At 70.6% G+C, this 12481-nt stretch carries 15 protein-coding genes and 1 tRNA gene; 10 read left to right on the top strand and 6 right to left on the bottom strand.

Going from position 1 to position 12481, the window contains the following annotated elements; all coding sequences use genetic code 11:
- The first annotated feature begins 16 nt into the window (after nt 1-16).
- From AC07NX_RS19525 to AC07NX_RS19550, 6 genes are all read left to right on the top strand, one after another.
- Nucleotides 17-640, top strand: a complete 624-nt coding sequence (locus AC07NX_RS19525; RefSeq protein WP_494644048.1) for a histidine phosphatase family protein — start codon at nt 17-19, stop codon at nt 638-640.
- Between the two features lie 121 nt (nt 641-761).
- Nucleotides 762-1004, top strand: coding sequence for an exodeoxyribonuclease VII small subunit (locus AC07NX_RS19530; RefSeq protein ID WP_035070748.1), 243 nt, complete (start codon nt 762-764; stop codon nt 1002-1004).
- Nucleotides 1004-1354 carry a tRNA-binding protein gene (locus tag AC07NX_RS19535; RefSeq protein ID WP_035070745.1) on the top strand — a complete coding sequence of 117 codons (351 nt, stop codon included), beginning with the start codon at nt 1004-1006 and terminating at the stop codon, nt 1352-1354. Before AC07NX_RS19530 ends, AC07NX_RS19535 begins: the two co-directional genes overlap by 1 nt.
- On the top strand, nt 1351-2235 hold the full coding sequence (locus tag AC07NX_RS19540; protein ID WP_145688889.1) for a polyprenyl synthetase family protein: 885 nt from the start codon (nt 1351-1353) through the stop codon (nt 2233-2235). Before AC07NX_RS19535 ends, AC07NX_RS19540 begins: the two co-directional genes overlap by 4 nt.
- A gap of 17 nt (nt 2236-2252) precedes the next feature.
- On the top strand, nt 2253-4169 hold the full coding sequence (dxs, locus tag AC07NX_RS19545; protein WP_494644049.1) for a 1-deoxy-D-xylulose-5-phosphate synthase: 1917 nt from the start codon (nt 2253-2255) through the stop codon (nt 4167-4169).
- Between the two features lie 22 nt (nt 4170-4191).
- Nucleotides 4192-5064 carry a glycoside hydrolase family 16 protein gene (locus tag AC07NX_RS19550; protein WP_494644050.1) on the top strand — a complete coding sequence of 291 codons (873 nt, stop codon included), beginning with the start codon at nt 4192-4194 and terminating at the stop codon, nt 5062-5064.
- Between the two features lie 13 nt (nt 5065-5077).
- On the opposite strand, the gene AC07NX_RS19555 is transcribed toward AC07NX_RS19550, so the two are convergent.
- The 4 genes from AC07NX_RS19555 to AC07NX_RS19570 all read right to left on the bottom strand — a co-directional run bounded on the left by AC07NX_RS19555 (nt 5078) and on the right by AC07NX_RS19570 (nt 7976).
- Nucleotides 5078-5566, bottom strand: a complete 489-nt coding sequence (locus AC07NX_RS19555; protein WP_494644051.1) for a hypothetical protein — start codon at nt 5564-5566, stop codon at nt 5078-5080.
- Between the two features lie 45 nt (nt 5567-5611).
- Nucleotides 5612-7099 (bottom strand): acetyl-CoA acetyltransferase, encoded by a 1488-nt coding sequence (locus tag AC07NX_RS19560; RefSeq protein WP_494644052.1) that lies wholly within the window; start codon nt 7097-7099, stop codon nt 5612-5614.
- The gene (locus AC07NX_RS19565) at nt 7096-7728 is read right to left on the bottom strand and encodes a glutathione S-transferase family protein (protein ID WP_494644053.1); all 633 of its coding nucleotides are present in this window, start codon (nt 7726-7728) and stop codon (nt 7096-7098) included. The genes AC07NX_RS19560 and AC07NX_RS19565 overlap by 4 nt, the downstream gene beginning before the upstream one ends.
- Nucleotides 7729-7900: 172 nt before the next feature.
- Nucleotides 7901-7976, bottom strand: a tRNA-Lys gene (locus tag AC07NX_RS19570).
- 81 nt (nt 7977-8057) lie between these two features.
- On the opposite strand from AC07NX_RS19570, the gene AC07NX_RS19575 reads away from it, so the two are divergent.
- Together AC07NX_RS19575 and AC07NX_RS19580 are read left to right on the top strand one after the other, a co-directional pair.
- Nucleotides 8058-8396: an Hpt domain-containing protein gene (locus AC07NX_RS19575; protein ID WP_494644054.1), complete on the top strand. Its 339-nt coding sequence runs from the start codon at nt 8058-8060 to the stop codon at nt 8394-8396.
- Between the two features lie 241 nt (nt 8397-8637).
- Nucleotides 8638-9468 (top strand): TIGR00266 family protein, encoded by an 831-nt coding sequence (locus AC07NX_RS19580; RefSeq protein ID WP_494644055.1) that lies wholly within the window; start codon nt 8638-8640, stop codon nt 9466-9468.
- Between the two features lie 176 nt (nt 9469-9644).
- On the opposite strand, the gene AC07NX_RS19585 is transcribed toward AC07NX_RS19580, so the two are convergent.
- Nucleotides 9645-9974, bottom strand: a complete 330-nt coding sequence (locus AC07NX_RS19585; protein WP_494644057.1) for a chorismate mutase — start codon at nt 9972-9974, stop codon at nt 9645-9647.
- 71 nt (nt 9975-10045) lie between these two features.
- Nucleotides 10046-11002 carry a transcriptional regulator GcvA gene (gcvA, locus tag AC07NX_RS19590; RefSeq protein ID WP_035070721.1) on the bottom strand — a complete coding sequence of 319 codons (957 nt, stop codon included), beginning with the start codon at nt 11000-11002 and terminating at the stop codon, nt 10046-10048.
- 221 nt (nt 11003-11223) lie between these two features.
- Between gcvA and cobA the strand changes: the two genes are divergently transcribed.
- Nucleotides 11224-12117, top strand: coding sequence for a uroporphyrinogen-III C-methyltransferase (gene cobA, locus AC07NX_RS19595; protein ID WP_494644059.1), 894 nt, complete (start codon nt 11224-11226; stop codon nt 12115-12117).
- A complete protein-coding gene (locus tag AC07NX_RS19600) occupies nt 12114-12479 on the top strand; it encodes a DUF2849 domain-containing protein (protein ID WP_494644061.1) in 366 nt (121 codons plus the stop codon). The genes cobA and AC07NX_RS19600 overlap by 4 nt, the downstream gene beginning before the upstream one ends.
- Nucleotides 12480-12481 lie beyond the last annotated feature (2 nt).

Consider the following 12481-nt stretch of genomic DNA (forward strand, 5'->3'; position numbering starts at 1 on the left):
CGGACCTCCAAGATCTATGGCCGACGAATCCGCCGACCACCTTTCCTCGCCCCGCGGAACCGTCGTTCGTCCCGGCGCGATCACCCTGGCCCGCCACGGCGAGCCGGCCCTGTCGCGCAAGGTCCGCTTCAACGCCCCGGCCTATGGCGAATGGTGGGCGCGCTACGAGGAGGGCGGCCTGCTGCCCGGCCAGACTCCGCCCGAGTCGCTGAAGGCCACGGCCAGGCGGGCCGGGGTGATGATCGCCTCGACTCGCCGCCGCTCGATCGAGACCGCTACGGCGGTGGCCGACGGCAAGGCCTTCGCCACCGACCCGCTGTTCATCGAGGCGCCCCTGCCGCCGCCGCCCTGGCCGCGCTGGATCAGGATGTCGCCCAAGCACTGGGGCTTCTTCGCCCGGTTCTGGTGGTGGTTCTTCGACCATCACGCCGGCCAGGAGAGCCGCGCCCAGGCCGAAGTCCGCGCCGACCAGGCCGCCGACCTGCTGATCGACCTGGCGAAGAACGGCCAGGACGTGCTGCTGGTGGCCCACGGCTTCTTCAACACCATGATCGGTCTGTCGCTGCAGAAACGCGGCCTGAAGAAGACGCTGGACCAGGGATTCCAGTACTGGTGCGTGAAGCGCTTCGAGCAGCCCTAGGCGCCTTGGCGAGCGCCAGGGGCCCCAGGACCCCGAGGCCTGTTCATCAAAAGCCCCGCCAACGACGTTGCCCGCGCCGCGGCCCACCACTAGGGTGCGCCCATTCGCCCCCGGAGTAGAAATGATCAGTCCGCAGGATCTTGAAGGCATGAGCTTCGAGCAGGCCCTGGCCCGTCTCGAGCAGATCGTCGGCGAGCTGGAGTCCGGCAAGGCCGAGCTCGAGCGCTCGATCGAAATCTACGAGGACGGCGCGGCGCTCAAGGCCCATTGCGAGAAGAAGCTGGAAGCGGCCCGCCTGAAGGTCGAGAAGATCGTGCTGGGCCAGGGCGGCGCGGTCGCCGCCGAACCGGCCGAGTTCAACTGATGGGCCAGGCGTCGCCCCAGATCGGCTACGAGGACTTCGAGCGGGTCGATATCCGTATCGGCACGGTGATCGAGGCCACGCCGTTCCCGGAGGCGCGCAAGCCGGCCTACAGGCTGACCATCGACTTCGGCCCCGAGATCGGCGTCAAGAAGTCCTCGGCCCAGGTGACCAAGCACTACGCCCTGGGCGAGCTGGTCGGCCGCCGGGTGGCCGCCGTGGTCAATTTCCCGCCGCGCCAGATCGGCCCGATGAAATCCGAGGTCCTGTGCCTGGGCTTTCCGGACGCCGAGGGCGGCGTGGTGCTGGTCGACGTGGACCGTGACGTTCCCAACGGGGGGAAGCTGTTTTGATCGACCTCGAAAAGCGCATCGTCCAGGCCGCCGACATCGTCACCGTGGCGCTCGACGAGCTGCTGCCCCGCGCCGACGGCCCCGAGAGCCGGCTGACCGAGGCCATGCGCTACGCGGCCCTGGGCCCCGGCAAGCGCCTGCGGCCGTTCTTCGCCCTGGAGACGGGCAAGATGTTCGACCTGCCCGAGCGGCCGGTCCTGCGCGCCGCCTGCGCCCTGGAATGCATCCACGCCTACAGCCTGGTGCATGACGACCTGCCGGCCATGGACGACGACGACATGCGCCGCGGGCGGCCGACCGTGCACGTGCAGTACGATGAGGCCACCGCCATCCTGGCCGGCGACGCCCTGCAGACCGCGGCCTTCGAGATCATGGCCCACCCCGACACCCACGACGACGGCCACGTCCGCTCGGAGCTGGTGCGCAAGCTGGCCATCGCCTCGGGGGCCAAGGGCATGGCCGGCGGCCAGATGATCGACCTGCTGGGCGTCCGCGACGACCTCGGCGCCGTGGCCCGCATGCAGCGCCTGAAGACCGGCGCTCTGATCGCCTTCGCCTTCGAGATCCCGCTGATCATCGCCCGGTCCAAGGCCGAGGAGCGCGCCGCCCTGATGGGATTCGCCCAGGATCTGGGCCTGGCCTACCAGATTGTCGACGATATCCTGGACGCCGAGGGCGACGAAGCGGTGCTGGGCAAGGCGGCCGGCGGCAAGGACGCCGCCAAGGGCAAGGCCAACTACGTCACCCTGCTGGGCCTCGAAGCGGCCAAGGAACGAGTCAACCTCCTGGCCGCTCAGACTCGATCACATCTCGATATTTTCGGCGAAAGGGCCGAACATCTGCGCCTTAGCGTGGATTTCGTGCTGGACCGCCGCAATTGACTGCGCTTTCTTCGGACATGCCTGCCTTGACCCCTCTCCTCGACACCATCGCCTCACCGGCCGACACGCGCGGCCTCAGCGTGGCCGAACTGAAGCAGCTGGCGAACGAGGTGCGGGCCGAGACCATCGACGCCGTCTCCGTGACCGGCGGGCACCTGGGCGCGGGCCTGGGCGTGGTCGAGTTGACCGTCGCCCTGCACCACGTGTTCGAGACCCCCAAGGACATCGTCATCTGGGACGTCGGCCACCAGGCCTATCCGCACAAGATCCTGACCGGCCGCCGCGACCGCATCCGCACCCTGCGCCAGGGCGGAGGCCTGTCGGGCTTCACCAAGCGCGCCGAGAGCGAGTACGATCCGTTCGGCGCGGCCCACGCGGCCACCTCGATCTCGGCCGCCCTGGGCTTCTGCGCCGCGCGCGACGCCAAGGGCGAGGACAACAGCGTCATCGCCGTGATCGGCGACGGCTCGATGAGCGCCGGCATGGCCTATGAGGCGATGAACGCCGCGGTCGACACCACCAGGCGCCTGATCGTCATCCTCAACGACAACGACATGTCGATCGCCCCGCCCGTGGGCGGCATGAGCGCCTATCTGGCCAACCTCGTCTCGGGCGGCGCCTATCGCAAGGTGCGCAAGCTGGGCAAGACCGTGGTCGAGAAGCTGCCGACCCCGATCCGCGACGCGGCCCGCAAGGCCGAGGAATACGCCCGCGGCATGGTCACCGGCGGCACCTTCTTCGAGGAGCTGGGCTTCCACTATGTCGGGCCGATCGACGGCCACGACATGGACGCCCTGGTCAGCGTGCTCAACAACGCCAAGAACTTCGACGAGAAGCCGGTGCTGGTCCATGTCGTCACCCAGAAGGGCAAGGGCTACGCCCCGGCCGAGGGCGCCGACGACAAGCTGCACGCGGTGGTCAAGTTCGACGTGGTCACCGGCCAGCAGCACAAGGCCGCGGCCGGCCCGCCCAGCTACACCAAGGTCTTCGCCCAGGAGCTGATCAAGCACGCGGCGATCGACGACAAGATCGTGGCCATCACCGCCGCCATGCCCTCGGGCACGGGCCTGGACCTGTTCGGCAAGGCCTTCCCGGAGCGCACCTTCGACGTCGGCATCGCCGAGCAGCACGCCGTGACCTTCGCCGCCGGCCTGGCCGCCGACGGCATGAAGCCGTTCGCGGCGATCTATTCCACCTTCCTGCAGCGCGGCTACGACCAGGTCGTCCACGACGTGGCCATCCAGCGCCTGCCGGTGCGCTTCGCCATGGACCGCGCCGGCCTGGTGGGCGCCGACGGCCCGACCCACGCCGGCACGTTCGACCTCGGCTTCATGGGCGCTCTGCCCGGCATGGTGCTGATGGCCGCGGCCGACGAGGTGGAGCTGGCTCACATGGTCGCCACCGCCGTGGCCATCGACGACCGCCCCAGCGCCTTCCGCTATCCGCGCGGCGAGGGCCTGGGCCTGACCATCCCCGACCTAGCCGCCCCGCTGGAGATCGGCAAGGGCCGCATCGTCCGCGAGGGGACCAGCGTCGCCATCGTCTCGCTGGGCACGCGTCTTGGCGAATGCCTGAAGGCCGCCGACCTGCTGGCCGCGCGCGGCCTGTCGGCCACGGTGGCCGACGCCCGCTTCGCCAAGCCGCTGGACGTCGACCTGCTGCTGCGCCTGGCGCGCGAGCACGAGGCGATCATCACGGTGGAAGAAGGCGCCGTGGGCGGCTTCGGCGCCTTCGTGCTTCAGGCCCTGGCCGAGCACGGCGCCCTGGACCGCGGCCTGAAGATCCGCACCCTGGTGCTCCCCGACGTCTTCCAGGACCAGGACAAGCCCGACGTCATGTACGCCCAGGCCGGCCTGGACGCCGAAGGCATCCTGCGCGGCTGCCTGGCGGCGCTTGGCGTCGACAACATCAGCGCGGCGGGGCGGCGGGCCTGATCACCGGCGCGTTGGACCACCCATGGGAGGCACGACGCTGAAGCGGGTCGCCGCAAGCCTGCTGTTATTCGCCGCGAGCCCGGTGCTGGCTGACCCCAAGGGCGAGACCGGCTACGGCGTGGACTTGCCCGCTGGTCGCCCGGCCGACGCCCGGCTGGTCTGGGCCGACGAATTCGACCGCCCCACGGTGGATCCGCTCAAATGGCGGTTCGACACCTCACGGAACAAGCTCGGCTGGTGGAACGACGAGCTGCAGTATTATGCGGCCGATCGGCGCGAGAACGTGCGAGTGGAGGGCGGCCGGCTGGTCATCGAGGCGCGCCACGACGACCTGGCCGATCCGAAGCCGGCCGACTGGGGCGGCCAGCGCTACAGCTCGGCCAGGCTGATGACGCAGGGGCTGGCCGATTGGACCTACGGCTTCTTCGAGGTGCGGGCCAAGCTGGCGTGCGGCCGCGGGACCTGGCCGGCGATCTGGATGATGCCCGCCGACCCAACCGCGCCCTGGCCGCAGGGCGGCGAGATCGACATCATGGAGCATGTCGGCTGGGATGAGGGCACGGTGCACGGCACGCTGCACAGCGGGAAGTACAATCACACGGTCCACACGGCGCGAGGCGGGGCCGTCAAGCTGCCCGACGTCTGCGGAGCTTTTCATCGCTACCAACTGGACTGGAACAAGGACCGTATCCTGATCGGCGTGGACGACCGCGCCTTCGTGCGGATCGATAACGACCAGCCGGGCGACGTCGGCGCCTGGCCGTTCGACAAGCCGCAGTACCTGATCCTGAACCTGGCGGTCGGCGGCTGGGGCGGCCGGCAAGGCGTCGACGAAGCGGCGTTCCCGGCCCGCTTCGAGGTGGATTACGTGCGGGTCTATCAACGGGGGCGCTGAGCTGTGAGCCCGTTCAGGCCGAACACACCTTGAAGAACGCCTTCACGTCCCGACGGTCCGCCGGCCCGGCGTCGAGGCTGTGGCGTTCGTCGGCGATCAGCAGATCGAGGTCGCCCGTACGGCGGAAGGCGCTCAAGGCCGCGGCGTCGACCGAGGTGCGCGCCTCAAGGACGCCGCCGACGACCTCCGACGCAAGAACCTGGGCCTTCATGCGAGTAACCGTGTGGTCAGAGGCCAAGGCGATTTCGTCCCCGCTCAGGTCCGCCGCCGTCAAGGTTACGGCCGCGGCGCCGGGCGCGCAGGCCATCATCATCATCACTTCGTCGCTGTCGGGACGGCCATAGGCCAGCTTGGGGCCCTCGTCGCTCGCCTCCATGTAGCGCCAGGCGTAGCCGGGCGGCGATGGATGCTCATAGGCGCAGCCGCTCAGCGTCACCCCGCCCAAGGCCAGGATCAGGAGCAGGGCGTTCGGGCGCGCACGGCTGGACAGGAGGCGGGGCATGGACGGGTTCCTTCATCAGGGGAACGCCGCTTCGGCCCCGACGGTTCACAGCCGCCAGTCGAGAACCCCGTCACCGCCCGTGTTCAGGGCGCCGGTCCGACCGATCGCGAAGGCGTCCGGATTGGTCAGGGCCGCCAGGGTTTCGGCGTCGGCGGCCGGAACCCGCGCCAGGGCCCGGGCGCCGTCCGGGAGCCGCAGGATGGCGACGCCGTGGGTCGGCGCGCCGTCGCGGTCGTGGAGCACCGTATGGGTCTCCAGCACCGCCGGGCCCGAGGCGTCTTCGGCGAACGGCGGAACCGGGCCGCGCCGGGCGTCGGCCGTCGCCTGCGCGCCGACCTCGTCCAGGGCTCCGGCGCCGGCCGGGGCGGGGTGGTCGGCCAGCACCAGGCCGTGGTGCTTGGTCACGAACTCGCCCTGGCCGTAGAGCAGGCCGGTCCCGCCGCCCTCGCGCAGCCGCCGTGTCATGGCGACCGCCGCGTGGGTCATGTAGTCGTTCATCGGCGCCCCGAAGAAGGTCAGGCCGCCGGTCACGGTGGGCGTCACGTCCGCCGGCAGGCCCAGGGTCCGCCGGGCCATCTTCGGCACGCAGGGGAAGCAGCTGTAGAGCTCCAGGGCGTCGAAGCCGTCCGGCGCCATGCCCGCGACCGCCTCCAGCACCGCGTCCTGAGCGACCGATCCGTGATAGTGGTCGCGCCGCAGGTAGTCGCCCGGCTCGCGCGCCGCCGCCCCGCCCCAGACGAAGACCAGCCGGTCGTCGGGGATCCCGGCGGCCCGGGCGGCGGCCAGGCTGGTCAGGATCACCGCTGCGCCCTGGTTCACCTGCATGTTGGCGACCATCAGCTTGGTGTAAGGCCAGGCGATCGGCCGGTTGTCGGGACGCGGGGTGGTGATCTGGTCCGGCGCGAAGGCGGTCCTGATCCAGGCGTTGGGCTGCCCCGCCGCCACCGCCGCATAGGCCGACCACAGGGCGCCGGACTCCGCCAGCGCCTCGGCGGGCGTCTGGCCCCAGTGATGGGCGGCGGCGTTCTCGTAGAACGGATAGACGCTGACCGGCAGGAAGACCCCCAGCTTCAGGGCCAGCGGATGGACCTCGATGCGCGGCCCGCCGCCCGTCGCCGCGGGCTTGGGCGTCCAGGGCAGGTCGACGCCGGCGGCCCGGGCCTTGCCGACGCTCCACTGCGCCTCGGCCCCGACCACCGCGCAGGTCCCGGCCTCGCCCCGGGCGATGCGCCGGGCGGCCTCGTGCAGGAACCGCACCGGGCTCTCGCCACCGACCGGCCCGTAGACCGCGCGGGCCGGCGCGATCCCCAGCCGGGCGCACAGCTGGGCCGCCGTGTCGGCGTAGCGCCAGCTCAGCTGGTTGACGACATCCAGCGAGGCGATCCCGGCCAGCAGGCCGCCGCCCGCGTCGGCGTCGGCCGCGCGCAGGGCCGCCGCCATCAAGGCCAGGGGCTCCAGGGCCGTGGAGAGGTCGGACGGACGGTCCACGACCTCGCCGACGCCGACGATGACGGGGAGGCGGTCCGGGCTCACAGGACGGGTTCCCCGCCGCTTTCGGCGGCCAGGGCGCGCTGGTAGGCGTCGCGGGCCTTCATCCGCGCCAGGTGGGTCCTGAAGGCCTCGGGAAAGCTTTCGGAAAAGCCCAGCTGCTCGCCCAGCTTCAGGGCGTAGGCCACCGAGATGTCGGCCATGGTGAAGCGGCGCGCGGCGACGTAGCCGCTGTCGTCCAGCAGCCTGGCCGCCGCCTTCAGCCGCGACAGGAACCACTGCACGTAATCGGCCGCCGCCTGGGGCAGGCGGCGCTCCTCGGGCTCGAACACCGCGTAGCGCAGGTGGATGGTCTGGGGGAAGGTCAGGGTGGCCTCGCCCATGTGCAGGAAGTTCAGATAGGTCCCGAAACCCGGCTCGTCCGGCCCGACGGTCAGGTCGCTGGGACCGTGGCGGCGGGCCAGGTATTCGCCGATCGCCGCCGATTCGCTCATCAGGGTGTCGCCGTCGATCAGGGTCGGCGTGGTGCCCAGCGGATTGACGTCCAGATAGCCCGGCTCGCGGAACCGGGGCGGGAAGGGCGTCAGCTTCAGCGCATAGGGCAGGCCCAGCTCCTCGAGCGCCCACAGGGCGCGGAACGAGCGCGCGCCGACGCAGTGATAGAGGGTGATCATCGCCTCGGCTCCTGTCCGGTTGGAGGCAACATCCGATGGAAAGCCGCACGAGGCCATCGTGCCCTTACGTCCGCCCGCGCGGCGGCGTAGAAGGTCAGGGCGCGCAGCCATCCCGGCGACGCGCCGGACGGCGTCCCCGGAGGGGCAAAGTCTTTGAAGTCTTGGAGGGAAATGGTGGGCGCAGTAGGATTCGAACCTACGACCCGCTGATTAAGAGTCAGCTGCTCTACCAACTGAGCTATGCGCCCGCGCGGCCCGAAGCGGTAGTTTGCCTCGGCGGCGAGGCGCGGAACATACGCAAAGAATCTTGGAACGCAAGGGACTATTTTTTGGCCAGACGAGATATCAGCGGAGCCGTGGATTTCGCCTATCTGGAAGGGTTCGCGATGGACGATTCCACGGTGATCGACGAGGTGCTGGCCCTGTTTCGCGAACAGGCGGCCCTGTGGGCGCCGATGCTCGACAAGAGCCATCCGGGCTGGATGGACGCGGTCCATACGGTCAAGGGCGCGGCGCGCGGCGTCGGGGCGTTCCAGCTTGGCGACGTCTGCGCCGAGGCGGAGGCGGGGACCCGGAGCCTCGGCGAGGTGCGCACCGCCCTGGACGCGGCGCTGCTGGACATCGCCGCCTATGCGCACGAGCGGGCGCTGCGGTCGTTGAGGGGGTAGCGGCCAAGAGCAGCTGACTCTTGATCAGCGGGCCAACGTTCACCTGTCATCCCGGACAAGGCCCGCAGGGCCGCCGATCCGGGACCGCCGGAAGCGCCGGGCTCGGGCCCCGGTCCCGGATCTTCGCGCTGCGCGCTCGTCCGGGATGACAGCGGAAGGTCATCAACTTACGAACCTGTAATTGGCTTGCCGCGCGGCGCTCGCCTAGGCTGAGGCGAGTTCAACGGGAGCCCCCATCGCCATGACCAACAGTCCCTGGTCGCACCAACGCAGCGCCAGCGTCGCCGACGACGTCGATTTCGAGATCAAGGGCCAGGAGCTGCAGTTCCTGGAGATCGAGCTCGATCCCGGCGAAAGCGCCGTGGCCGAGGCCGGGTCGTTCGTCTGGAAGGACGCCAGCGTCCAGATGACCACGGTGTTCGGCGACGGCTCGGGTGATGCCGGCGGCGGGTTCATGGGCAAGCTGCTGGGCGCGGGCAAGCGCCTGGTCACCGGCGAGAGCCTGTTCACCACCGTCTTCACCCACACCGGCTCGGGCAAGGCGCGCGTGGCGTTCGCCTCGCCGACGCCGGGCGCGATCCTGCCGATCAACCTGGGCCAGCTGGGCGGCACCCTGATCTGCCAGAAGGACAGCTTCCTGGCCGCCGCGCGGGGGGTGTCGATCGGCATCCAGTTCCAGAAGCGGGTGATGACCGGCCTGTTCGGCGGCGAGGGCTTCATCATGCAGCGCCTGGACGGCGACGGCTGGGTGTTCGTCCAGATGGGCGGCACGGTGGTCGAGCGCGAGCTGAAGGCCGGCGAGGAGTTGCACGTCGATACGGGCTGTCTGGCCGCCTATACGCCCGGCGTCGATTTCGACCTGGTCACGGCCGGCGGCGTGCGCAGCGTGCTGTTCGGCGGCGAGGGCCTGTTCTTCGCCCGCCTGCGTGGACCGGGAAAGGTCTGGATCCAGTCACTGCCGTTCTCGCGCCTGGCGGGCCGGATGCTGCAGGCGGCCGGCGGTGGCGGCGGCAACGCCGGCGAGGGCTCGATCCTCGGCGGCCTGGGGGACCTGATCGGCGGGAATCGGTAATCTTTTCCTTCTCCCCTTGCGGGAGAAGGTGTCGGCGAAGCCGACGGATGAGGGGTCTCTCAGACGGAGAAGCCGCGACCGGCCCTTGGGCTTGTCACGGCTTCCGCGTTCTTCGACCCCTCACCCGACCTCCTTCGGAGGCCAACCCTCTCCCGCAAGGGGAGAGGGAACAGCACCTACCCCTTTGTGCGGTCCCAGCTGTCGTACTCATAGGCGATGCAGCGGTCGATCAGTGTGCGCCAGACGGGTTCGGCGATGGCCTCCGACAGGCCCGAGTCGCGGGCGGCGGCCTTGACCTTGTCGACCACGTCCTCGATGCGCGCGCGGTCGAAGACCTTGGAGCGGTCGGCCTTGATCCGGGCGGCGGCGTCCATGTAGCCCTGGCGCTCGGCCAGCAGCGCCACCAGCGCCCGGTCCAGGGCGTCGACGCCCTGGCGGACGTCGAGCATGGTCTGGCAGTCGGCGGGGGCGAGGCGCTCGTCGACGTTGAGAGTCGTCTTGATCATGCGCCTCTTTAAGCCGGTTTGAGCGGCCGGGACCATCCCAAACCTGACCGTGGCCCCGGCCTCGACGGGGCCTAGATGCCCGCGCCGTTGTCCATGGTGAGGAGGGCCGCCTCGTGGGCGGCCGCCTCGGCCTGCAGCCACGAAACGAAGGCCTTCACCTGCGGCAGGCGCCCCTTGGCCTTGGGGTGGACGACGTAATAGGCAAAGTCGACCGCCGTGGGGATCTCGAACGGAATCACCAGCCGGCCGGCGTCCAGATCGGCCTGGGCCAGGGTCTGCTTGGCCAGGGCGATGCCGCGGCCGTTGGCGGCCGCCTCGATCACCAGGCTGGACTGGTTGAAGCGCGGACCGCGCGCCCCGTCGACCGACTTGATGCCCCGCGCGGCCAGCCACATGGCCCAGTCGGGGCAGCTGTCGTCGGCGTCCGGCGAGCCGTCGTGCAGCAGGATGTGGCGGGCCAGGTCCTCGGGCGATTCCAAGGGGTTGGTGGCCAGGAGTTCGGGGCTGGCGACGGGGATCACCGTCTCGCTGAGCAGGCGGATGACCTCCAGGCCCGGATAGCGGCCCGAGCCGTAGCGGATGGCCAGGTCGACCTCGCCGGCGGCGAAGTCGACGACCTCCATGCCGGCCGACAGCCAGACGTCGACCTGGGGTTGGGCCTGCTCGAACTTGCCCAGGCGCGGCACCAGCCACTTGGCGGCGAACGAGGGGGCGGCGGTCAGGGTCAGGCGGCGGCCGTCGACGGCGGCGGTCAGCAGGCTGGCGGCCTCGGCCAGGCGGTCGAAGGCCTCGCGCAGGGCGGGCAGGGCGGTTTGGGCGGCGTCGGTCAGCAGCAGGCCCTTGGGGGTGCGCTTGAACAGGGCCGCGCCGACATAGTCCTCCAGGTTCTGGATCTGCTGGCTCACGGCGCCGGGCGTCACCGACAGTTCGTCGGCGGCGCGGCTGAAGTTCAGGTGGCGCGCCGCGGCCTCGAACGCGCGCAGGGCGTTCAAGGGCGGGAGGCGGCGCCGTTCGGACTGTCTTTCCATGAGTTTTACTGAACGCCCCGGCAGAAGACCTTGTTTGCGAAGTGGCCCGGTCGCGACCAATTTGCAAGCGTTCGCTGATGGAGATGGCCCTTTTCCTCGGCGAACGCGGGCGGGGCGGACCCTAGGGTTCGCCCCGCAATGCTTTCGGCGCAACCGGTTTGGCGAGGTCGCCGGTCCGGGGCGTCGATCGTGGCGTCTGGCTTATAGAGGACCTGAATCTGATGGCTCGGCCCCCGGTCCGATCCGCTTCCCGGTCCCCCTCTCGTTCGGGGGGCGGTCTCGTCGCCCTCGGCGGCGGGACGGGCGCGCGCGTCCCTGGTCGCGTGACCCTGGTTGGCGCCGGCCCCGGCGATCCCGAGCTGCTGACGATCAAGGCGCTGAAGGCCCTGCAGGCCGCCGACGTGGTGGTTCACGACGGCCTGGTGTCCGACGAGATCCTCGACCTGGCGCCTGTCGCGGCGCGGCGGATCAACGTCGCCAAGCGCAAGTCGCGTCACACCCTGCCGCAGGACGACATCAACCAGCTGCTGGTCGCCCTGGCCCTGGAGGGCCTGACCGTCGTGCGGCTGAAGGGCGGGGACCCGTTCCTGTTCGGCCGCGGCGGCGAGGAGCTGGCCGCCTGCCGCGAGGCCGGCGTCGAGTGCGCCGTCGTGCCGGGCGTCACCGCCGCCCTGGCCGCCTCGGCCGGCGCCGGCGCGCCCCTGACCCATCGCGGCGCCGCCCAGGCGGTGACCTTCGTCACCGGCCACGCCGCTCACGGCGAGCCGGACCTGGACTGGAGCGCCCTGGCGCGGCCGAACCAGACCGTCGTGGTCTATATGGGCGTCTCGACCGCCAGCCTGATCGCCGAACGCCTCACCGCCGCCGGCCGCGCCGGCTCGACCCCCGCCCTGGTGGTCGAGAACGCCAGCCGCGCCGACGAGCGCCGCATCCTGACCACCCTGGCCGGCCTGGCCGTCGCCGCCGAGGGCCTGAAGGGCCCGGCGCTGCTGATGGTCGGCGAGGCCATGGCGATGGCGCAACCTCTCTCCGTTCATCCCGGCGAAAGCCGGGACCCAAGCGGCGAGTCAGAATGGGTCCCGGCTTTCGCCGGGATGAACGGGGTTTTTGAATGAAAGCCATCACCGCCAATCGCCTGGTCGACGGCGAGGTTGTGTTCTGGAAGGCCGGCGCCTGGGTCGAGGGCTTCGGCGACGCCCAGCTGTTCGACGAAGGCCAGGAGGCCGAGGTCGAGGCGGTCGTGGCCGGCGCCAAGGCCCAGCCGACCGTGATCGTCGATCCCTATCCGATCGACCTGGCGCCGGTCGACGGCGGCCTGGCCCCGGTCAGCTACCGCGAACGCATCCGGGCGCTCGGGCCCACCAACGAACCCACCCACGGCAAGCAGGCCGTCGGCGGCGAGGTGATCGAGGCGCTGCGCCACGCGGCCGGCGCGGCCCGCTCGACCGGTCGCGTCGACCTGATCCGCAGGAAGTAAGG

The sequence above is a fragment of the Caulobacter sp. GW821-FHT09A05 genome (assembly GCF_059418465.1).